Genomic DNA, 21278 nt, shown 5'->3' with positions numbered 1-21278 from the left:
GCTACGGGGTCAGCAGGACCTTCACGTCCTCACCAGTCCGCGACTCCGCGGTCGCGTAGCCCTTGGCCGCCTCGGCCAAAGGCAGTGTCGTGGTGAAGATGCCGTCGACGTCGAGCCGGCCGGACTGCAGCAGCGGGATCAACTCGGGCCAGGTCTGCTGCACCGGCGCGGTGGTCATCCGCAGCGTGATGCTGCGAATCAGGCAGCCCAGCGCGTTGAGTGGAAACGGATTCATATCGTGCACGCCGACAACCGAGACGGTGCCTCCCGGCCGCACCGCGTTGAGCGCGTCGGTCAGGGACGCGTCGGTGGCGACGGCGTCGATCACCGCGTCGGCCCCGTGGCCCCCGGTTGCGGCGAGGATGGCCTCGACGGCCGGCGCCCCGATCGGCGTCGCTCCCCACCGGGCGGCGCGTTCCAGGCGGCCGTCGACCCGATCGACGGCGAAAACCGTTGCCGCGCCCTGGAAGAGCGCGCTGCGCAGCGAGCACAGGCCGACCGCGCCCAGCCCGATGACCGCCACGGTGCCGCCGTAAGGAATGTCGGCGCGCCGCGCCGCCGCCCAGCCGGTGGCGAGGTTGTCGGTGAGCAGCAACGCCTGTTCCGTGCTGATCGCCTCGGGGATCTTGAGCAGCTGGAAGTCGGCGGCGGGCACGGCGAGAAGGTCCGCCTGCGCGCCGGCGAGCACGCCCCCGCCGAAGATCTGAAACCCGTTGTGGCACATGACCGGGTCGCGAGTCGCGCAGCCGGGGCACGCGCCGCAGCCCGTCACCGACGACACCATGACCCGATCGCCAACCTTGACGGTGCGCACGTCGGGCCCGGTTTCGACGACGGCGCCCACCGCCTCGTGGCCCAGCGTAATCGGCTCGGCGAGCGGGAAATCGGCCTCGTAGAAGTGCAGGTCGGATCCGCAGATGCCCGCGGCGGTGACCTCGACGATCGCCCCGTCGGGTCCGGACAGCGTCGGGTCGGGGCGGGTGTCGACCCGGATGCTGCGGGGCCCATCGACGACTACGGTGCGCATGTTGACGTGCTCACTTTCTTTGTCGCACAACGAATTGTGACCAGTCGGGCTCGCGGACCGCGGCCCAGTACTCGTTGAGGCGCCACGGACTGACGGTGTGGATCTCCCCGTCGGCGTTCTTGAAGTAGGAGTGTTTGACGGCCGGATGCGACCACACCATCTTCTTGATCTGGGTCTGCGTGCGCTGATGCCAATCGGTGGCCGCCTCGGCGCGCGGTTCCATGGAATGCACGCCCGGCTCCGCCAGCCGCTGCAGGCACTGGTCGATGTAGCGCATCTGCAGCTCGGACTGAAAGATCAGGCTGCCGCCGTGGGCGAGATGTGTTCCGGGACCGTAGACGATGAAGAGGTTGGGGAAACCCGGAACGGTGATGCCCAGGTGGGCGTACGGCCGGCTCCCCCACATGTCGTGCAGGTCGATCCCGTCGCGGCCGGTGATCTTCAACGGCCACAGCACGTCGGTGTGCCGGAAGCCGGTGGCGTAGACGATGACGTCGGCGTCGTGGGTGGCGCCGTCCTCGGTGACCACGCCGCGCGGCACGATCCGGCGGATCGGGGTGCGCACCAAATCGACGTTGTCCCGCTGCAGCGTTCGCAGCCAGCTGCCGTTGTCCTGCAATGTCCGCTTGCCGGTGGCGGGATAGTCGGGCATGACCTTGGCCAGCAGGTCGTCGTTTTCGCCGACCTGGCTGGTGATCCATTGGCTGAACATCATCCGGGCGGCGGCGTTGATGTCGCTGACGGCGTAATCCTGATCGGCGTAATTCGGGTCGCCCTCCGCCGCGTCGAGGCCCTTGTCGGAGCCGGGCCACAGCACGAGAAACCGGTACCACCTGCCGTAGAACGGCAGATGCCGCATCGCCCAGCGCACACCGTCGCCGACCTCGTCGTGGTACATCGGATTCGGGAACATCCACTGCGCGGTGCGCTGGAAGACGGTGAGGCGCTCCACATCCCCGGCGATCGCCGGCGCGATCTGGAATCCGCTGGCGCCGGCCCCGATGAGCGCGACCCGCTTGCCGGTCAGGTCGACCGAGTGATCCCAGGCCGCGGAGTGAAACGACGGACCCTCGAAGGTGTCGGCGCCGTCGAATTCGGGGATATACGGGCGATTCAGCTGACCGACGGCGGTGATGAGGGCCCGCGCGCTCAGCGTGCTGGTCCGCCCGTCGGCGGCGCGCAGCCTGACGTTCCAAACGCCGTCGTCATCGCGCCACTCGGCCGCGAGGACCTCGGTGTTCCATTGCACGTGCCCGGTCAGGTCGTGCTTGTCCATCACCTTGGTGAAATAGTCCTGCAGCTCGTACTGCTCGGCGAAGAAATGCGTCCAGTCGTTGTTGGGTTCGAAGCTGTAGCAATAGAAATGGTTCGCCACGTCGACGCGGGCGCCGGGATAGCTGTTCTCCCACCATGTTCCGCCGGGGCCGGCGTTCTTCTCCACGATGGTGAAGGGGATGCCGGCCTGTTTGAGGCGCACGCCGGCCAGGATGCCGGATTCGCCGCAGCCGACGACGACCACCGGAATCGCGGCCGCGCGCTCGGCCGGCAGGGGCGCCGGACGGCGCGGGTCGGCCCCGTCGAGGTCCAGCTCCTCGGAGACCAGGGCAAGGTAGTCGTCGGGAACGTGCTCGCAAGCCGCCCAGTCCAGCATTTCCCTGATCAGTTCGGGGGGCAGCGGTTTGGGTTCGGGGCAGCCGCGGTCTCGATACTCCGTGATCACCTGCAGCGCGGTTGCGCGCGCCCGCGCCTTGTCCTCCTCCGACATGAACCCCTGGACCTCGTTGAGGAAGACGCCCATCTGCTTGAACTCGCGGATGAATCGCGGGTCGCCGGTGATGTGGACGAGCGAAAGCAGCAGCGTCGGAATGCTGACGTCCTCCAGCGCGGCCGCGATCTCGGCCGTGGGCGTGGTGAACGGATCGCCCGCGTAACGGCTGCGCATCAAGCCGATCCTTCCGGTCGACGGGGCACCAATTACGCTACGCATCGTTTCGTAATTGGCAGCATCACGCTACCCTTTTGGGCCGCGGCGGATCAAGGGCGATGCGAACCCGGCCGCGGCCCTGTGCCGATCTCGCGCGGTGGGAAACAATCGAGACGACCCGTCATGCGGGAGGTGGATGACCGGTGGCCCCGTTACTCACGGCCTGCAGTGGATTCCTGTTGGCCGTCCTCTGGATGGATCTGATCTTCGACACCCAGGTGCTCGGGCACCGAGGCGCCGGTGACGAACTGCCCGAGTCCGTGCTCGCCTCCATTGCCGGGTATTACCACCGCGCGACGACCACGTCGCGACCGATGGGCCGGCTGATCGTCGTGGTGATGCTGATCATGTTGGGCGCGTTGGGGTTTCAGGCCACCCGGGGACCCGAGCCCGCCTGGCTGCTGGTGATGTCGGCGTTGCTCGCGGGCCTGCCCATCATGCTGGCGTTGACGCAAACCGTTCCCGACGCCGTTCGCCTGGGGCGCCGCACCGACGGCCCGCCCGAGCAGACCCGGCTGGCCCGCTCCATCTGCCGCGACCACCTCGTCTGCGTCGGCTGCATGCTCGCATTCCTGGTCCTGTGGGTGGCCCACGCCCTGACGGTCTGACGCGAAGCCTGCGACACGTCGTAGTTCGTCGGCGCCGGTCAGGCCCGGCTGGCCTCGTCAACGGGGTGCGTACTAAACTAGAACACGTTTCAATTCGGCGAGCGTCCACCAGGAGTTGGTATGCACACCCCTATTTGCGACGAACTCGGCATCGAGTTCCCGATCTTCGCCTTCACCCACTGCCGCGACGTGGTGGTGGCCGTCAGCAAGGCAGGGGGGTTCGGCGTGCTGGGGGCCGTCGGCTTCACGCCCGAGCAGCTCGAGATCGAGCTGAAGTGGATCGACGAGAACATCGGCGACCACCCCTACGGCGTCGACATCGTCATCCCGAACAAGTACGAGGGCATGGACTCGCACCTGTCCGCGGAAGAGCTGGCCGAAACGCTGCGCAAGATGGTGCCGCAGGAGCACCTGGACTTCGCCAAGAAGATTCTCGCCGACCATGGTGTCCCGGTGGAAAACGCCGACGAGGACACCCTGCAGTTACTGGGCTGGACGGAGGCGACCGCCACCCCGCAGGTCGAAGTGGCGCTCAAGCACCCGAAGGTGAAGATGATCGCCAACGCGCTCGGCACCCCCCCGGCCGACATGATCAAGCACATCCATGACGCGGGCCTCAAGGTGGCCGCGCTGTGCGGCTCACCGTCGCAGGCCCGCAAGCACGCCGACGCGGGCGTCGACATCATCATCGCCCAGGGCGGTGAGGCCGGTGGACACTGCGGCGAGGTGGGCTCGATTGTGTTGTGGCCGCAGGTGATCAAGGAGGTGGCCCCGGTACCGGTGCTCGCGGCCGGCGGCATCGGCAGCGGCCAGCAGATCGCGGCGGCGCTGGCGTTGGGCGCCCAGGGCGCGTGGACCGGTTCGCAGTGGCTGATGGTCGAGGAGGCCTCCAACACCCCGGTTCAGCAGGCGGCATACGCCAAGGCCACCAGCCGCGACACCGTGCGCAGCCGATCGTTCACCGGCAAGCCGGCCCGGATGCTGCGCAACGACTGGACCGAGGCGTGGGAGCAGCCCGAGAACCCGAAGCCCCTCGGCATGCCGCTGCAGTACATGGTTTCCGGCATGGCGGTGCGGGCCACGAACAAATACCCGAACGAGACCGTCGACGTCGCGTTCAATCCCGTCGGTCAGGTCGTCGGCCAGTTCAACAAGGTGGAAAAGACCTCGACGGTCATCGAGCGCTGGGTGCAGGAGTACCTGGAGGCGACGAACAGGCTGGACGAGCTCAACGCCGCCGCCAGCGTCTGACGGCGCTACTCGTCGTCGACGTCGACTTCACCCTTGCCGGTGAAGACCTCCTTCGCCCGGTCCACCGCATACGTGCCGATCTCGATCGAGTTCTGAACGATGCCGCTGGCACCGCCGGCGATGTCGCCGCGGATGATGTCGCTGGCGTGTTCGACGATGTCGGAACTCTTCTCGACGGCGTTGGTCGCGATGTCCTTGGCGGCGTCGACCACATCTTTCGGAGTGATAGCCATCGGAGTCTCCTTCGGTTGCAGGACCTTCGGTACGACTCTAAACGCGGCGCTTGGTGGCCTCGCGGTCAGTAGTTCACCAGGCTGCGCCAATAGTCTTCCGGGATCTCGGCGCCGGACCGCAATACGCGCGCCAGCCCGACGGCCATTGCCACCCCGAGCAGCCCCAGCCATAACCCCGCCAGCCCGATGATCGCCCACAGCACGGCGGTGACCACGGGCCACGGCGACAGCACGGCGAGCACCGGCGCGAAGAAGAACCCGGTCCCGACGTACCAGGCCGAGCCGGCGCGATCGGACGCCAGGACAAAGCGCAGCCATCGTGGGATGGGTGCCCGGACGGGCTGATCCTGACGCATCGCTGCTCACCTCTTCCCTCCTTGATACCGCAGACAGCGTCGCCCGGAGGAGAAGTGTCAGCCGGTCACCCGGCGGGCGGGAAGAACCCTGCCCCGGTGAACCATCCCTCTTGCCAGCCCTGATCGCCCAGGCAAAGCATGGGCAGGCCCGCCGGGGACTGTGCCGCCGCTTGCGGGCCCGGGCACTTCGCGCCGGCCTGCTGCACCCCGTACAGCGGATAGGAGATGACCCAGTAGCCGGTGGTGGCCGCGGGGAACTGATTCGGCGGCGGGAAATGACAGGCCTCGGCCTGGCCGCTGGGGCCGCGGCCGAAGATGAAGCGCTCGTAGTTGTCGCACGGCGCCCCCAGCGAGGCCTCATAGTTCATGCCCGGCACGTCGCCGTCGTAACCGGCGGCCGCGCACGGCGCCACGCTGATGGCACCCCCCGTCATCGCAGCGACGGCAAGTATTTCGCGGATCATGCGCGCCTACCCTTCCGTTACCCTCGCCCGGCCTGCGCCGGTGACCTGGACCAAAGCATATCCATTGCGCCGCGGGCCACAAGGTTCGTTGCGCGAGCCGACGGAAACCCCGCCCCGGTCCCGACGGCCGGGCCCACTGAACACGTTGCAATTCGGGGGTGCCGATCTTGCGTCAGTGCTTCCCAACCGGGGTGTGGCAATGGTTTATTGGCACTAGAACACGTCGTATCGAGGAGTGGTTCATGCCAACCCCCAATCTCCCTCCCGGGTTCGATTTCACCGACCCGGACATCCACGCCGAGCGGTTGCCGGTCGAAGAACTGGCCGAGTTGCGTCGAACCGCGCCGATCTGGTGGAACGAGCAGCCCTACGGCGCCGGCGGGTTCGACGACGGCGGCTTCTGGGTGGTGACCAAGCACAAGGACGTGAAAGAGGTCTCGTTGCGCAGCGACGTCTTCTCCAGCCTGGCGAAGACCGCGCTGCCGCGCTACAAGGACGGCACGGTCGGCGAGCAGATCGAGCGTGGCAAGTTCGTCCTGCTCAACATGGACGCGCCGCAGCACACCCGGCTGCGCAAGATCATCTCGCGGGCCTTCACTCCCCGAGCCATCGAGCGCCTGCGCGGGGACCTCGCCGAGCGCGCCCGCCGCATCGTCGAGGAGGCCGCCGCCCAGGGCCGGGGTGACTTCGTCGAACAGGTGTCGTGCGAGCTGCCGCTGCAGGCCATCGCCGGGCTGATGGGGGTGCCGCAGGAGGATCGCAAGAAACTCTTCCACTGGTCCAACGAGATGGTCGGCGACCAGGACCCCGAATTCGCCGGCAACGACGCCATCACCGCCTCGGTCGAGCTGATCATGTACGGCATGCAGATGGCCGCCGAGCGCACGAAGAACCCGGGGGAAGACCTCGTCACCAAGCTGGTCCAGGCCGACATCGACGGCCACAAGCTCTCCGACGACGAATTCGGCTTCTTCGTGATCCTGCTGGCGGTGGCCGGCAACGAGACCACCCGCAACTCCATCACCCAGGGCATGATGGCCTTCACCGACTTTCCCGACCAGTGGGAGCTGTTCAAGAGGGAGCGCCCCGCGACCGCGGCCGACGAGATCGTCCGGTGGGCCACCCCGGTCACGTCGTTTCAGCGCACCGCGCTGGAGGACTACGAGCTGTCCGGCGTGCAGATCAAGAAGGGCCAGCGGGTCGTAATGGTCTATCGCTCAGCCAATTTCGACGAGGAGGTGTTCGACGACCCGTTCACCTTCAACATCCTGCGTGATCCCAACCCGCACGTCGGGTTCGGTGGCACCGGCGCGCACTACTGCATCGGCGCAAACCTGGCGCGGATGACGATCGACCTGATGTTCAACGCGATCGCCGACGGCATCCCGGACCTGGAATCGATCGGCAAACCCGAGCGGCTGCGGTCGGGCTGGCTCAACGGGATCAAGCACTGGCAGGTGGACTACCACACCAACGGCGCGGCGAAATCCCCTGTGTGACACAGTCGGTCTGTGACCGACCTATGGACGATCTCCGCATCCGACGGTGAGCTGTTGGTTCGCACCGGCGTGGAGGGCAGGGCCGCGCGAATGGGCCATCGGCTCACCATCGCGATGACGCGCTGGGAGGCGACGGTGGCCTGGGCCGACACCGAACCGGCCACCGCTGAGCTGACCGTCGAGGTCGATTCGCTCGAGGTGCTGCGCGGCGAGGGCGGGGTCAAAGGATTGTCCGGTCCCGAGAAAACCCTGGTGCGCTCGAATGCGTTGAAGTCGTTGGACGCCGGCCGTCACCCGGAGATCCGCTTCGCCGCCGACGCGATCGACAAGACCGACGACGGGTACCGCCTCGCCGGAAAACTGCACATCAACGGGAAGTCGCGAAGCCACGTAGTCGGTTTGCGCACAGAGGATCTCGGTGACTCGTGGCGAATGTCGGCCGAATCCGCGGTTCGCCAGTCCGACTACGGCGTCAAACCCTTTTCGCTGCTGATGGGTTCGGTGAAGGTCGCCGACGAGGTGACGGTGTCGTTCACCGCGGTGCACCCCAAGGGCGATTGACCCGGGGCGCTGCCGCGACTCAGGGCGCGGTGCCGGAATCGCCGGCGTCGCCGGGTATGTGCTCGAGCACCCGGGTCAGGTACGGTTGCCGGCCGTTCGGGTCCGGTTGCGGTTCGGCGGCGGCGGCATGCTGCTCGTCGGGCGCGGCCGGCGGCACTTCCGGCTCGCCGATGGGCGCCTTGGGGTGCGGGGCCGCCTGCTCGGTCTCCCGGGGCGGTGCGACGGCGGGCGCGACGGCCTCGGCGACTTGGGGTGTCGGCGGGTGCACCGCGTGCCTCGGCGCACCGGGCTGGGCGGCCGGCGCCAGCTGGATACCCACCGCGAGCGATACGGACGCGACGAAAGTGACCGCGCCGGCGGCCAACGCGGTCACCGCCCCCGCATAGGACAACTGCCGGGGCCGCGCGGGCGCGGCGTCGGGTTCGTGGGCGCGGGCGACAAGTTGCTCGTCGGTGAACTCGGTGCTGGACGCCGCCGCCAGCGCCGCGCCCCGGGCCACCGTCACCTGTGCCATGGTTTGCGCGAAAACCGGTACGGGCAAAGCCTTTTCGAGTTGCCAGGAAAGCCCGTCGATGTCGTCGTCCGCGCCGACGACGACGACCCCGCCCGGGCGCCATCCGTCGCGTTCGAACATCCCGGTCAGCCAGTGGGTCAGCCCGTCGAAGCCGTCGCGCACATGCTTGACGGCGGTTTGGGTCTCGCCGTCATGGGTGTCGACCATGACGACCGTCGCCCACTCGTGCTCGAGGATGCAGACCGCCGTCTGGTCGTAACCGATCACGGGCGTGATGGCGCGCGCCAGGGTCTCGACGGCATCGAGCCTCCGCACCGGCACGACGTTGTCGAAACCCGCGTCGGTCAGCGCCTCCTGCAGCAGCGCGGCCTGGGCGGCCGCGTCGTCGTTCCAGGTGACCCCGATGACCCGCAGGTGGTGATCGCTCGCGGCCGCGCGCGCGTCCACCCGCAACACCTCGTGGGCCACCTGCTCCGCGGTGCCCACGGCGCGCACTCCGCGGCCGGCATGCAGCGCCAGCTCCCGATGGTCCACGATGGTGCCGTCGGCACCGTGCCCTTCGGCGAGAACCCACCCGACGGTGGCCGGCGTGACTGATAGCCCTAGTACCGCGTCCAAATTTGCACCTCGATCGTTCCCGGACCTCCGACGCCCTCGGCCAAACCGACGCGCACCATGAAGTCCGCCGGTGCGGTGATTCGTGAGGGCCGGAACGGACCAGGATTGCGTTGGTCTCCGTCGGCTTGCTTCGGGAGAGCCTACGCGGTCGATCCGGGCCCGGCCGCGCCGGTGCGGAGCCCGAACCAAAGCCGCAGATGACAACCGCGGCGCGGGACGAAAACTTGAATCGATCCAGTGGCCGAAGCGTTCCGGGATCCCGGCCGCCAATACGGGCAAACGTTCGACGGGGTGCCTGGGGCGCGGTAGATCTCCGCGAGATCGGGTCGGGCATTTTGATCAGACGACCTTTATGTATTGCGCGTTGTGCTGTTCGCCGCGCCGGCCCGGGGTGCTCGGTGCGGGTCTCGCTGCCTGGCGCTTCCGGCCGCGCGCGCCGCGCAGGGCCCGCGCGTCGTCGGCGCAATTTCGGTGGCCGCTAACCGATACCAAACCGAGATTGCTTCGCGTCCTAATCGACATTTGGCCTATTGCCACGGTAAATTCTGCCGAGGGCACCCCACGACAAAGGACAAGGGAGCAGGTATGACAGACGTGAGCGAGAAGATCCGGGCCTGGGGGCGCCGGCTATTGGTCGGCGCGGCGGCGGCTGCCACCATGCCGGGCCTGATCGGTCTTGCGGGGGGTTCGGCGACTGCGGGGGCGTTCTCGCGCCCGGGTCTGCCCGTCGAGTACCTGCAAGTTCCGTCCGCGGCGATGGGCCGTGACATCAAGGTCCAGTTCCAGAGCGGCGGAAGCGGCTCGCCGGCCGTGTACCTGCTCGACGGCCTGCGTGCCCAGGACGACTACAACGGTTGGGACATCAACACCCCGGCGTTCGAGTGGTACTACAAGTCGGGCCTGTCGATCGTCATGCCGGTCGGTGGGCAGTCCAGCTTCTACACCGACTGGTACCGCCCGGCGTGCGGTAAGGCCGGCTGTTCGACCTACAAGTGGGAGACATTCCTGACCAGCGAGCTGCCGGGCTACCTGTCGTCGCAGCGGAGCGTCAAGCCGAACGGCAGCGCCGCGGTGGGTATCTCGATGGCGGGTGCATCGGCGATGAATCTGGCGAACTATCACCCGGGCCAGTTCGTCTACGCCGGTTCGCTGTCCGGCTACCTCAGCCCGTCCACCGGGCAGGGCTGGATAGGCCTGGCGATGGGCGATGCGGGCGGCTACAAGAAGGAAGACATGTGGGGGCCGGACAACGACCCCGCGTGGCAACGCAACGACCCGTTGGTCAACGTCAACCTGCTCGTCGAACACAACACCCGGCTCTGGGTGTACTGCGGTAACGGGACCCCGAACGAACTGGGCGGCGCCAACTTGCCGGCCACGTTCCTGGAGAGCAACTTCATGATCGGTGTCAACAAGAAGTTCCAGGACGCCTACAACGCCGCGGGCGGCCACAACGCCGTGTTCAACTTCCCGGCCTACGGAACGCACAGCTGGGAGTACTGGGGCGCGCAGCTCAACGCCATGAAGGGCGACCTGCAGAGCAGCCTGGGCGCCACCCCCGGCGGCGGCGGATAACCCCGCCCGGTCCGAACATCGCTACTGCGCTTGACGACAACGTCAGGCGCAGTAGCGCGTTCGGGGCCGTTGCGGTCGCGGCGCTGGCGGTGCTGGCCGCGGTGCCTGCGCCATCCGCACGAGCCGACGACACCAGTCCCCTGACCGAATTGGTCGACGCCGCCGCGCAGCGGTTGCAGGTCGCCGAGCCCGTCGCCGCCGCGAAATGGAGGACGCACGGCGCCGTCGAGGACCCCGGCCGCGTGCAGCAGGAGCTCGCCGAGATCGCGGCCGAGGCCACCGCCCGGCACGTCGACCCCGACTACGTCACCCGCGTCTTCGCCGACCAGATCGACGCGACCGAGGCCATCGAGTACCGCCGCTTCGCGGACTGGAAGCTCGACCCGGCCGGCGCGCCCGCCGGTTCGCCGGACCTGTCGGCGTCGCGCTCGGCGATCGACGCCCTCAACGAGACGATGCTGACCCAGATCGTCGCCAATTGGGATCTGCTGCACGCGTCGGCGTGCGCCCCGCAGCTCGACGCCGCCAGCAACGGTGTCGTCCGGGCCCGCGGGCTCGACGCCCTTTATCAACAGGCGCTGACATCGGCGACCCGGTCATATTGCCAGGGCTGATTTACTGATTTCTCATTGATCTCTAAAGCTTTGCCTTTCGGCTGCCGGTAACCCGATTTCGGCTGATAGACGCCCTGTCTGAGCCAATCTCACCCAATTTTCGAATTGGTAACGCTTCGGACACAGCCGCCGAATTGTTGGACATGAGTAAACTCTGCAAGCCTCTCGTCAAGTCCATCATGGTCGGCGGGTTCGTTGCAGCGTCGCTGTCTTTCCCCACCGCCGTGGCCGGCGCCGCGCCCGTCGCCCCCAACTGGGACGCGGTCGCCCAATGCGAGTCCGGCGGCAACTGGCACGCCAACACCGGAAACGGCGAATACGGTGGGCTGCAGTTCAAGCCGAGCACCTGGGCCCGCTACGGCGGCGTCGGCAACCCGGCGGCCGCGTCGCGGGAGGAGCAGATCGCGGTGGCCAACCGGGTCTTCGCCGAAGAGGGCGTGGAGCCGTGGCCGAAGTGCGGCACCGCCTCGGGCCTGCCGATCGGGCTGTATTCGCATCCCGCACAGGGCATCAAGCAAATCATCAACGGGATCATTCAGGCGAGCATCCCCCATTGATGACGACCCGCGGTGGCCGTCTCCGGTCTATGACCCGGCACGAAGCTGTGTTTGGATCAGGCCATGGAAGGTTCGGCGACGGTTCATATGAAGGCGCCCGCGGACAAGATCTGGGAGCTCATCGCGGACGTCCGCAACACGGGACGGTTCTCCCCGGAAGTCATCGAGGCGGAATGGCTGGGCGACGCCACCGGCCCGGCGCTGGGCGCCAAATTCCGTGGCCACGTCCGGCGAAACGAGATCGGCCCGGTGTACTGGACGACGTGCAAGGTGACCGCGTGCGAACCCGGCCGTGAGTTCGGCTTCGCGGTCATGCTCGGCGACCGCCCGGTCAACAATTGGCATTACCGGTTGGCACCCTCCGGCGACGGCACGGACGTCACCGAATCTTTTCGCCTCAACCCCGCGCCGTGGCTCGGCGTGTACTGGTTGCTGGGCGGCTTCCTGCGCAAGCGCCGCAACATCCGCGACATGACCAAAACGCTGAACCGCATCAAAGATGTGGTCGAGGCGGGCTCGACGGGCTCGAGATGAAATCGATCTTCATCACCGGGGCCGGCAGCGGCATGGGCCGCGAGGGCGCCAAGCTCTTCCATGCCAACGGCTGGCGGGTCGGCGCGGTGGACCGCAACGGCGACGGGCTCGCGTCGCTCGGCCGGGAGCTCGGGGCCGAGCGGCTGTGGACCCGTGTCGTCGACGTGACGGACAAGGCCGCCCTGGACGGGGCGCTGGCCGACTTCTGCGCCGGAAACACCGACGGTGGGCTCGACATGATGTGGAACAACGCCGGGATCGGCGAGTCCGGCTGGTTCGAGGACGTGCCACACGAGGCCGCCATGCGCGTGGTCGAGGTGAACTTCAAGGCGGTGCTGACCGGCGCCTACGCCGCGCTGCCCTACCTGAAGAAGACCCCCGGCAGCCTGATGTTCTCGACGTCGTCGTCGTCGGGCACCTACGGGATGCCGCGCATCGCGGTGTATTCGGCAACCAAGCACGCGGTCAAGGGGCTGACCGAGGCGCTGAGCGTCGAATGGCAGCGGCACGGCGTGCGCGTCGCCGACGTGCTCCCCGGCCTGATCGACACCGCCATCCTGACCACCACGACCAACCACTCCGACGATGCCGCGGCGACGATGTCCGCCGAGGAGCTCCGCGCCACCGCGCCCAGGAAGGGCTTGTTCCGGCTGATGCCCGCGACCAGCGTGGCCGAGGCGGCGTGGCAGGCCTACCACCACCCGAGGCGGTTGCACTGGTACGTGCCCAAGAGCATTCGAGTGATCGATCTGCTCAAGGGTCTGAGCCCGGAGTTCGTGCGGGGCCGCATCGTCAAATCCCTACCCGGGCTGATGCCGAAATCGGCCAGTGAATCCGCAGTGAAGGAGTGACCCCGTGCAGAAACGGATGATCGCGACCGCTTTCGTCATCGTCGCCTGCGTCGCCGTCGTAGCCGGGTGCGGGCAGGCGCAGACCACGCCGCTTCGGGCGGCCCGTTTGACCATCGACGGGGCCACCCACTCCGCGCGTCCCCCCGCCTGCAGCCAGATGCAGTCGTACCGGACCATCGACATCCGCGACCGCGACGGCCAGGTGGAGGCCGTGGTGCTGTTCAGCGGCGATCGGGCCATCCCGCAGTGGGTGAAGATCCGCAACATCGACGGGTTCACCGGCAGCTTCTGGGAGGGCGGGGTCGGAAGCGCCCACGTCGAGCTCACCAACCGCGCGTACACCATCACCGGCAGCGCCTACGGCATCAACAGCAGCAACCCCAACAAGGTCGTCACGACGGACTTCAAGATCAGCGCCGAGTGCTGACGCCCGCCTAGGCTTGGACCCGTGAAGGACAGATTGCACTGGCTTGCGATGCACGGCTTCATCCGGGGCGTCGCGCGAATCGGAGTCCGGCGGGGCGACATGCAGGCCAGGCTGGTCGCCGACCCGAAGGTGGCCGCCGACCCGGTGCCGTTCTACGACGAGGTGCGCGCGCTGGGCCCGCTGGTGAAGAGCCGCGTCAGCTACCTCGCCGTCGACCACGCGCTCTGCCATGAGCTGCTGCGGTCCGACGACTTCCGGGTGCTCGAGATCGGCGCGAACCTGCCGGCGCCGCTGCGGTGGCTGGAGCGCCAGGCCCGCGACGACCTCCTGCATCCGCTGCGCGCGCCCTCGCTGCTGGCCGTCGAGCCGCCCGACCACACCCGCTACCGCAAGACGGTGTCGGCGGTGTTCACCTCCCGGGCCGTCGCCGCGCTGCGCGAGCGGGTCGAGCGGACCGCCACCGATCTGCTGGATCGGCTCGCCGACGAGTCCGGCGTCGTCGACATCGTCGCGCGGTACTGCTCGCAGCTTCCGGTCGCGATCATCAGCGACATCCTCGGGGTGCCCGAGCAGGACCGCCCGCGCATCCTGGAGTTCGGCGAGCTGGGCGCGCCGAGCCTGGACTTCGGCTTGCCGTGGCGGCAGTACCGCAGCGTGCAGCAGGGGATCGCCGGATTCAACTTCTGGCTCGCCGACCACCTGCAGCAACTGCGGCGCGCCCCGAGCGACAACCTGATGAGCCAGTTGATCCAGGCGGCCGAAAGTGGCTCTGCCGAAACGCATCTCGACGAAACCGAACTCCAGGCGATCGCGGGGCTGGTGCTCGCCGCCGGGTTCGAAACCACGGTGAACCTGCTGGGAAACGGGATTCGCATGCTGCTCGACGCGCCCGAGCACCTGGAGACGCTGCGCCGGCGCCCCGAGTTGTGGCCCAACGCGGTCGAAGAGATCCTGCGGCTGGAATCGCCGGTGCAGCTCACCGCGCGCATCGCCATCAACGACGCCGAGCTCGCGGGCACCCGGATCGGGCGCGGGGACCTGGTGGTGGTGTACCTGGCCGCCGCCAACCGGGACCCGTCGGTGTTTCCCGATCCGCACCGCTTCGACATCGAACGCCCCAATGCGGGAAAGCATCTCGCGTTCTCCGGGGGCAGGCACTTCTGCCTGGGGGCCGCTCTCGCACGCGCCGAGGGCGAAGTCGGGCTGCGCACGTTCTTCGAGCGCTTCCCCGACGTGCGGGCGGCGGGGGCCGGGAGCCGGCGCGACACCCGGGTGCTGCGGGGTTGGTCGAGCCTGCCGGTGGACCTGGGCCCGGCACGATCACTGGCGCCGGTCGACGTGTAGGCCGATCGCCGGCGCCGTGTGGGTGCGCCGAGTGTGGGCCCTGAGTACGGGCACCGCCTCGGATTCGTCCATAGGCCCCACGCTGGTTGACACCCGTGCGGCAACCGGGTTTATTTGGCCGCTATGACTGAGGTTTCTACGACAGCGGCCGTGACCGGGCTGTGGGATGCGCTTTCGCGACGGGATTGGGACGCGGTCAAGACGTTCCTTTCAGACGACTGCCTCTATGCCGACATGCCGGTCCCCGCGTTGTCGGCGCGGGGCCCGGAGAACATCGTGAAGCGGCTCAAGATGGGGCTGGAGCCGCTGGCGGGCTACGAGAACCACGAGGGCCTGTTGGTGTGCAACGGCCCCGACGCCATCTACGAGCATTCCGAGACTTGGACTTTCGCGACGGGCGAGCGGGGCGTCCTGAGGTTCGTCACGGTGCACAAGGTGGTCGACGGCAAAATCGCTGTCTGGAAAGACTATTGGGACATGAACAGCCTCGTCAGCTTCGCGCCGCCCAATCATTTCGAGGGCCTGGCCACCGGGGACACCAGCTGGGTGTTCGACGCGACCGGTCTGGTCTGACGGTTCGGCTTCTTTACCACCCGGCAACGGGCACCTGACCGGCTGATGGCCGGTGCGTGAATTCTTTCGATCGCCGGTGTGGGCGGCGGCACCAGGGGCTACCAGCCGTCCTGGCGAGCGATTCTCCGGAAAGTCGTTGGGCTGCAGCTACTGCCGGCGGCGCCGGCACCGCCCGCCGGATCAAGTGCACATCGATTCGATGGAAGGGTGAACCCGAAATGGCTATCCGCCTGCTAGTAGCTGTCATGGTCGTGTTGCTTGGCCCATGGGGAGCGGTCTCGGTCGCTCACGCCGAGACCAACGACGACAAGTTCCTGAAAGCGTTGAAGTCCGAGGGCATCACCGACCACGTGTCCACCGGTCACGCGATCGAGGCCGGTCACACGGTTTGTTCGAAACTGGACCAGGGCATGACGCCCAGCCAGGTGGCGGCCGACGTGATCAACAGCAGCAACATGCCCGCCTACCACGCGGGCTACTTCGTCGGCGTGAGCATCAAGGAATACTGCCCGCAGTACATGCCCAAGGACGGCAGCAGCTGACGGCACGCGCTCTCAGCGGCTCCCCGCGTCGAGGTCGTAGACGCGGGCGGAGTTTTCGTAGGCGATAAGGTCGACCACCCGCTTCGCGTCGCTTTCGCACCAGTCGCCGTCGTCGACGAATCGGCGCAGCACGCGATGAATGCCGTTGCGCCACAACCTGGCACCGAGGAAGTGCAATTCGGCGGGCCCGAACCCGTCCGACGAGTACACGATCCTGGGGAAGGGCGCCAATTCCAGCAGCCGGGCGATGAACGCGGGCGCGCGGGAACCGAGCTGGTTCACGCTCAGCCCGCCGTCGAGGTAGACGTTGTTGAAGGCCTGGGCCAGGTAGCCGGCCTCGCGCTCGTAGGGGTAGCAGTGCAGCAGCACGATCGGGGTGTCGCCGGACTGCCGCATGAAGTCGACCAGATACAGCGGGTTGGCCCTGTGCAGGTCGCAGTCCCGGTCGCCGAGGCCGACGTGGAATTGCAGCGGCTTGCCCAGCCGCAGCGCCTGATGCAGGCCGAAACGCAGCAGGACGCGATCCTGCAGCCGGGTCCCGCCGCGGTCGCGCCACCGCGCGGCGGCCTCGGCGACCTGCGGCGGGGACGGCTCGGTCAGGTCGCCGTCGAACCCGCCCCGGTACGCCAGGATCGACTTGGCGCCGACGGCCGTGGCCATCCGCCGGTGCAGGATCTCCTCGAACGCCGACGCGTAGTCGCCGGGCGCCCGCGCGGCCTGCTCGGCGACCTGCTCGAGCCGGACGACCTCGTGGGCGCGGCCGCCGGACAGCTCGCTCAGCTGCCCGGGATCGGCGACCCCGGCGCCGATCCCGGTGTCCACCAGCCAGTCGCTGACCCCGGCGGCCGGCAGAAACAGGCGGGCCAGCCCATCCTCGGTGAATTCGCTGCGCCGCTCCCAATAGGACTGCGGGTCAACGTGTTTGGGCAACCCCAGCAGAGGGGCGCAATGGGCGCGCACCGCGAAGCCGAGCTGTGAGTCGAAACCCGGGTACGCCACCGGTTCGGTGTTGGCCTCGTTGAGCGCGTTCTCGAACCGGCGCCGGTCCCCCGGCGCCAGCCAGCAGCCGTGCACGTGCTGATCGATCAGCGGCACTTCGCCGATGTGCCGGGCCAGATCGCCGTCGGGGACCGTCACAGGCTCCAGGCCATCCGGAACTTGTCCGCCAGCCGCTCGGGGTCCAGGGCGCCGTAGCGGTCGTGCTCCAGGCGGCGGACCGCGACGACCGTGTCGACCACGGGATCCCCCAGGATGCCCCGCAGCAACTCCGAATTATCCAGCGCGGCAATCGCTTCCGCCTGCGCCTCGGGAAATTGCAGCACGCCGTTGCGCTCGCGCTCCGAACCGGAGAGCTTCGCCGGGTCGATCGTCGTCTCCGGCGGCAGCGTCGCGTGCCCCCGGATCCCGTCGAGCGCCAGCCCGAGGATCGCCGCCGACGCCAGGTACGGATTCGCCGAGGGGTCGACGATCTTCACCTCGACGTTGCCGCCGTGCGCGCTGCCCGGGCCGCCCTGGACGAATCGCACTGCGGCCTCGCGGTTCTCGGTGCCCCAGCACGCATAGGCGCCGGCCCAGTTGCCGGGCCGCAGCCGCAGGCCGGACACGATCGATCCGCACAGCACGCCCTGCGCCTCGGGCAGCCCGCGAATCACCCCCGCCACCGCGCTCTCCCCCGCCGGTGTCATGCCCGCGGCCCCGGTCCCGCCGGAGAACAGCGGACCCTCGGGCGCGACCAGCGAGAAGTGCTGGTGTGCACCGGATCCGACGCTGCCGGCGAACGGGGCCGGTGACAGGCTGATGCGCAGCCCGTGACGGCGGGCGGCCCGGCCGACGATGATCCGGGTCAGCACCAGCTGGTCGGCCGCGGCCACCGGCGGCAGCGGCGACAACGATATCTCGAACTGGTTGGGGCCGTACTCGGGATGAAACTGCTCGATTCCGACGCCGGCGGTGGTGGCCGTCGCGAGGACGTCCCGGATGAAGGCCTCGTGTTCGAGCACGCCGGCCAGGCCGTACTGCGCCCACAGCACCGACGGCAGTGCCGCGCCGTCCGGGTCGACCAGCAGGAATTCGATCTCGTGGCCGACCGTTGCCTCGATGCCGGCGTCGGCGAGCGCGGCCTCGACCCGCCCCAGCGTGCCGCGGGCACACGCGACGACGGGCGTGCCGTCCTGCTCGAAGAACGCGGCCGGCGCCCACGCCAGCCCGTCGCCGATGATGCGCAGCGCGGACAGGTCGATGCGCAGCCGCTGATCCCCGACCACGCCGACGTCGTCGGTGAAGGCGATGCCGGTCTGGTCGATGGCGAACACGTGCCACGACGGGCTGGCACCCAGCCCGGGATCGGCGAACGTGTTGCTCCGGCGGATCGGCACCGTCTTGGCCAGGGTGAGCCCGGCCGGGTTCACCACGGTGCCGATGACGGTGTCGACGCCCTCGGACTCCAGCTGGGCGATCGCCGCGGCGGCAAGCGGTGTGGCCGTCATGGCAGCCCGACGGGTCGCGTGGCTAGGCGCGGCTGGGCAGGGTCAGCTTGCAGGCCTGGCCGATGTCCAGGGTTCGCAGCATGCGTCCCATGCCGACCCACAGCGCGCAGGACATGGCCAGGTCGGCGAGCAGCTCCTCGGAGAAGTGCTCCTTGCACCGGCTCCAGAAGTCTTCGTCGTCGCGCAACTTGGTGTGCTCGGTGCCGAAGCGGTGGGCGAACTCGGCCGCCAGGCGCTCCTGCTCGCTGTAGCCCGGCCAGGTGCGCCACTCGAGCGCGTGCTCGTAGAGCTCCTCGTCGACGCCCGCGGCCGGGCCGTCCGCGTCGCGGGTGTTCATGCACACCGTGCATTCGTTGTCGTGGGCGATGACCGCACGGGCCAGCTCGCGGGTGCGCATCGGCAACCGGTTCTTGGTGTAGACCGCCTGGCTGAAGTTGGCGATCGCGCCGCCGAGGTCCGGGGATTTCGAGGCCCAGCTGTAGATGTCGTCGTCGGCGAACGTTCCGATTCGGCTCATGGCGTGATGGTACGCCCATCCCCCGGGCCTACCGTCTGGACGGCCGCCGTCGGGCGTTCCTCGTGCCAATCGCGTTGGGCCACAACGCGATGCGCGACGCGTTCGAGCGCGGCCTGCACCTGCCGGTGATCCGGCCGGCCCGCGTAGCCGGGCGAGCGGGCCAGCTTGTCGGTGAGCCACGCCACCAGCAGCGAGTGCACGTAGGCGACCTGTTGGGCCCCGGCCGGGGTCAGCCACATGTCGTCGCCGTCGCGCTGCGCGTAGCCGGAGGCGACCAGGCGGGCGAAGGTGGGCTCCAGCACCTCGAACGGGACGCGCAGGTAGTCGGCCATGTCGGTGAGCCGGGCCGCCCCGTACACCTGGTGGTAGCGGTTGATCCGCAGCAGGCCCCACAACCCGGCGACGTCGAGCCGCGAATCGGGTCGCATCGCGATGCTGCGCAGCCGCATGCCCGGTTCGCCGCGCAGCATCCGCGCGATGGCGTTCTCCAGCATCTGATCGGGCGTCTCGCTGGTGGGCATCCCGAACGCGTCGCCGAGATCGACTGTGCTGTCGTGGATGTCGCGCAGCGGGACCTCGCGCAGGAACAGCGCCAACACGAACCCGACCACCGCGACCGGCACCGCGCAGAGGAAGACCTGGGTGAGCGAGGTGGCGTAGGCCGCCACGATCGGGGCCGCCTCCGCGTGCGGCAGCCGGTGCAACGCCCCGGGTGACGCCGCCGCGGCGGCGGGCGCGTGGCCGGCCGCCAGGGCCGGGCCGATCCGGCTGTGCAGGAAGTTGGTGAACAGCGAACCGAATATCGCCGCGCCGAACGAGCCGCCGATCGTGCGGAAGAAGGTGACCCCCGAGGTGGCGACGCCGAGGTCGTCGAAGCTCGAGGTGTTCTGGACGATGAGGATGAGCGTCTGCATGCACATCCCGATCCCGGCGCCCAGGATCACCAGGAACAGCGACTGCAGGAGCGCCGATGTCGACGCGTCCATTCGCGACATCAGCAGGAACGCCACCGCCATCACCGCGGTGCCCGCGACCGGAAAGACCTTGTATCTGCCCGTGCGGCCGACCAGCGCGCCGCTACCCATCGAGGTGGTCAGCATCCCCACCACCATCGGAAGGGTGCGCAGGCCCGACGTGGTCGCCGAGACGCCGTCGACGAACTGCATGTAGGTGGGCAGGAACGTCAGCGCGCCCAGCATCGCGAACCCGACCACGAACGACAGCACGCAACACACCGTGAACACCGGGCTGCCGAACAGCCGGGTCGGCAGGATCGGCTCGGCGACACGGCTTTCCACCCCGACGAAGATCCCGAGGGCCACCGCGGAACCGGCGAACAGCCCGACGATGGTCGCCGAGCCCCACGGGTAGGTGGTCCCGCCCCAGCTGGTGGCCAGCGTCAGCCCCGTGGCGCCCAGGCCGACCAACAGGATCCCGACGTAGTCGATGACCGGCCTGGTCCGCTGGCTGAGCGCCGGGATGGCAGCCGCGGCCACGAAGAAGACCACGACCGACACCGGCACGTTGATCCAGAACGCCCAGCGCCACGTCAGATGATCGGTGAAGTACCCGCCGAGCAGCGGCCCGATCACCGTGGTGACGCCGAACACCGCGCCCATCGCGCCCTGGTATCGGCGGCGATCCCGCAGCGGGATCACCTCGCCGATCAGCGCCATGGCGGTCACCATGAGCCCGCCGCCGCCGATGCCCTGCAGCGCGCGCGACGCCACCAGCATGCCCATCGACTGCGAAAGCCCGCACAGCACCGACCCGGCGACGAAGAACACGACGGCGGCCTGGAACACCCTCTTGCGGCCGAAGAGGTCACCGAACTTGCCGACCAGGGCGGTGATGACGGTCGACGCCAGCAGGTAGCTGGTGACCACCCACGACTGATGGCCGGCCCCGCCGAGGTCGGCGACGATGGTCGGCAGCGCGGTCGCCACGATCGTCTGGTCCAGCGCGGCCATCAGCATGCCGAGCAAGACCGCCACGAAGATGAAATTCCGTCGCTGCGGCTCTACGGCGACGCTCTCGGGAGCGGACTCGGCGGCCGGGCTGGCCGGGATCGCTGCCGGTGTCGCGCTCGTCATGCCTGCCCTCCCGTCGGCGTCCGATGCTTACGGGTGCCCACGGCCAGGCG

Annotated in this window: 23 protein-coding genes; 13 read left to right on the top strand and 10 right to left on the bottom strand. The window is 68.5% G+C overall.

The window, feature by feature from the left end:
• Nucleotide 1: 1 nt before the first annotated feature.
• Together AC5Y6X_RS17495 and AC5Y6X_RS17490 are read right to left on the bottom strand one after the other, a co-directional pair.
• On the bottom strand, nt 2-1027 hold the full coding sequence (locus tag AC5Y6X_RS17495; RefSeq protein ID WP_499987889.1) for an alcohol dehydrogenase family protein: 1026 nt from the start codon (nt 1025-1027) through the stop codon (nt 2-4).
• Between the two features lie 10 nt (nt 1028-1037).
• Nucleotides 1038-2969, bottom strand: coding sequence for a flavin-containing monooxygenase (locus AC5Y6X_RS17490; RefSeq protein ID WP_499987887.1), 1932 nt, complete (start codon nt 2967-2969; stop codon nt 1038-1040).
• A gap of 185 nt (nt 2970-3154) precedes the next feature.
• Between AC5Y6X_RS17490 and AC5Y6X_RS17485 the strand changes: the two genes are divergently transcribed.
• Together AC5Y6X_RS17485 and AC5Y6X_RS17480 are read left to right on the top strand one after the other, a co-directional pair.
• A complete protein-coding gene (locus tag AC5Y6X_RS17485; protein ID WP_499987885.1) occupies nt 3155-3619 on the top strand; it encodes a hypothetical protein in 465 nt (154 codons plus the stop codon).
• 120 nt (nt 3620-3739) lie between these two features.
• Nucleotides 3740-4870: a nitronate monooxygenase gene (locus AC5Y6X_RS17480; protein ID WP_499987884.1), complete on the top strand. Its 1131-nt coding sequence runs from the start codon at nt 3740-3742 to the stop codon at nt 4868-4870.
• Nucleotides 4871-4875: 5 nt separating this feature from the next.
• Here the strand turns inward: AC5Y6X_RS17480 and AC5Y6X_RS17475 are convergent, their stop codons facing one another.
• From AC5Y6X_RS17475 to AC5Y6X_RS17465, 3 genes are all read right to left on the bottom strand, one after another.
• Complete coding sequence (locus AC5Y6X_RS17475; protein ID WP_324676861.1) at nt 4876-5103, bottom strand: Rv1893 family protein; 228 nt, start codon at nt 5101-5103, stop codon at nt 4876-4878.
• A 65-nt stretch (nt 5104-5168) separates the two neighbouring features.
• Nucleotides 5169-5459, bottom strand: coding sequence for a hypothetical protein (locus AC5Y6X_RS17470; RefSeq protein WP_499987881.1), 291 nt, complete (start codon nt 5457-5459; stop codon nt 5169-5171).
• 65 nt (nt 5460-5524) lie between these two features.
• Nucleotides 5525-5923, bottom strand: a complete 399-nt coding sequence (locus AC5Y6X_RS17465) for a hypothetical protein (RefSeq protein ID WP_324676858.1) — start codon at nt 5921-5923, stop codon at nt 5525-5527.
• Between the two features lie 242 nt (nt 5924-6165).
• On the opposite strand from AC5Y6X_RS17465, the gene AC5Y6X_RS17460 reads away from it, so the two are divergent.
• A complete protein-coding gene (locus AC5Y6X_RS17460; protein ID WP_499987879.1) occupies nt 6166-7422 on the top strand; it encodes a cytochrome P450 in 1257 nt (418 codons plus the stop codon).
• Between the two features lie 12 nt (nt 7423-7434).
• Nucleotides 7435-7983, top strand: coding sequence for a YceI family protein (locus AC5Y6X_RS17455; RefSeq protein WP_499987878.1), 549 nt, complete (start codon nt 7435-7437; stop codon nt 7981-7983).
• A gap of 19 nt (nt 7984-8002) precedes the next feature.
• On the opposite strand, the gene AC5Y6X_RS17450 is transcribed toward AC5Y6X_RS17455, so the two are convergent.
• The gene (locus AC5Y6X_RS17450) at nt 8003-9115 is read right to left on the bottom strand and encodes a DUF7159 family protein (protein ID WP_499987876.1); all 1113 of its coding nucleotides are present in this window, start codon (nt 9113-9115) and stop codon (nt 8003-8005) included.
• 585 nt (nt 9116-9700) lie between these two features.
• On the opposite strand from AC5Y6X_RS17450, the gene ag85B reads away from it, so the two are divergent.
• The 9 genes from ag85B (at nt 9701) to AC5Y6X_RS17405 (ending at nt 16132) form a co-directional block, all read left to right on the top strand.
• Nucleotides 9701-10690, top strand: a complete 990-nt coding sequence (gene ag85B, locus AC5Y6X_RS17445; protein ID WP_499987875.1) for a diacylglycerol acyltransferase/mycolyltransferase Ag85B — start codon at nt 9701-9703, stop codon at nt 10688-10690.
• 17 nt (nt 10691-10707) lie between these two features.
• Complete coding sequence (locus tag AC5Y6X_RS17440) at nt 10708-11304, top strand: chorismate mutase (RefSeq protein ID WP_499988384.1); 597 nt, start codon at nt 10708-10710, stop codon at nt 11302-11304.
• 143 nt (nt 11305-11447) lie between these two features.
• Nucleotides 11448-11861, top strand: coding sequence for a resuscitation-promoting factor RpfC (rpfC, locus tag AC5Y6X_RS17435; RefSeq protein ID WP_499987874.1), 414 nt, complete (start codon nt 11448-11450; stop codon nt 11859-11861).
• A gap of 45 nt (nt 11862-11906) precedes the next feature.
• Nucleotides 11907-12395, top strand: a complete 489-nt coding sequence (locus AC5Y6X_RS17430; RefSeq protein WP_499988382.1) for an SRPBCC family protein — start codon at nt 11907-11909, stop codon at nt 12393-12395.
• Nucleotides 12392-13246 carry an SDR family oxidoreductase gene (locus tag AC5Y6X_RS17425; protein ID WP_499987872.1) on the top strand — a complete coding sequence of 285 codons (855 nt, stop codon included), beginning with the start codon at nt 12392-12394 and terminating at the stop codon, nt 13244-13246. The genes AC5Y6X_RS17430 and AC5Y6X_RS17425 overlap by 4 nt, the downstream gene beginning before the upstream one ends.
• Nucleotides 13247-13262: 16 nt before the next feature.
• On the top strand, nt 13263-13673 hold the full coding sequence (locus AC5Y6X_RS17420) for a lipoprotein LpqH (protein ID WP_420715875.1): 411 nt from the start codon (nt 13263-13265) through the stop codon (nt 13671-13673).
• 21 nt (nt 13674-13694) lie between these two features.
• Nucleotides 13695-15017 (top strand): cytochrome P450, encoded by a 1323-nt coding sequence (locus AC5Y6X_RS17415; protein ID WP_499987870.1) that lies wholly within the window; start codon nt 13695-13697, stop codon nt 15015-15017.
• A 123-nt stretch (nt 15018-15140) separates the two neighbouring features.
• Nucleotides 15141-15590, top strand: a complete 450-nt coding sequence (locus AC5Y6X_RS17410; protein WP_499987868.1) for a nuclear transport factor 2 family protein — start codon at nt 15141-15143, stop codon at nt 15588-15590.
• Between the two features lie 245 nt (nt 15591-15835).
• Nucleotides 15836-16132 (top strand): DUF732 domain-containing protein, encoded by a 297-nt coding sequence (locus tag AC5Y6X_RS17405; protein WP_324676838.1) that lies wholly within the window; start codon nt 15836-15838, stop codon nt 16130-16132.
• A gap of 12 nt (nt 16133-16144) precedes the next feature.
• Here the strand turns inward: AC5Y6X_RS17405 and AC5Y6X_RS17400 are convergent, their stop codons facing one another.
• From AC5Y6X_RS17400 to AC5Y6X_RS17385, 4 genes are read right to left on the bottom strand one after another with little or no spacing between them, the layout of a single operon-like run.
• Nucleotides 16145-17269, bottom strand: coding sequence for an amidohydrolase family protein (locus AC5Y6X_RS17400; protein WP_499987866.1), 1125 nt, complete (start codon nt 17267-17269; stop codon nt 16145-16147).
• Nucleotides 17266-18618, bottom strand: a complete 1353-nt coding sequence (locus AC5Y6X_RS17395) for a type I glutamate--ammonia ligase (RefSeq protein ID WP_499987864.1) — start codon at nt 18616-18618, stop codon at nt 17266-17268. Before AC5Y6X_RS17395 ends, AC5Y6X_RS17400 begins: the two co-directional genes overlap by 4 nt.
• 22 nt (nt 18619-18640) lie before the next feature.
• On the bottom strand, nt 18641-19135 hold the full coding sequence (locus AC5Y6X_RS17390) for a carboxymuconolactone decarboxylase family protein (protein WP_499987862.1): 495 nt from the start codon (nt 19133-19135) through the stop codon (nt 18641-18643).
• Entirely contained in the window at nt 19132-21228 is a 2097-nt protein-coding gene (locus AC5Y6X_RS17385) for an MDR family MFS transporter (RefSeq protein ID WP_499987860.1), read from the bottom strand. Before AC5Y6X_RS17385 ends, AC5Y6X_RS17390 begins: the two co-directional genes overlap by 4 nt.
• Between the last annotated feature and the right edge of the window lie 50 nt (nt 21229-21278).

The organism is Mycobacterium sp. NGS26, assembly GCF_059813025.1.
Note: the sequence above shows the minus strand (reverse complement) of the source record. Positions and strands in the feature narration are given on the sequence as shown.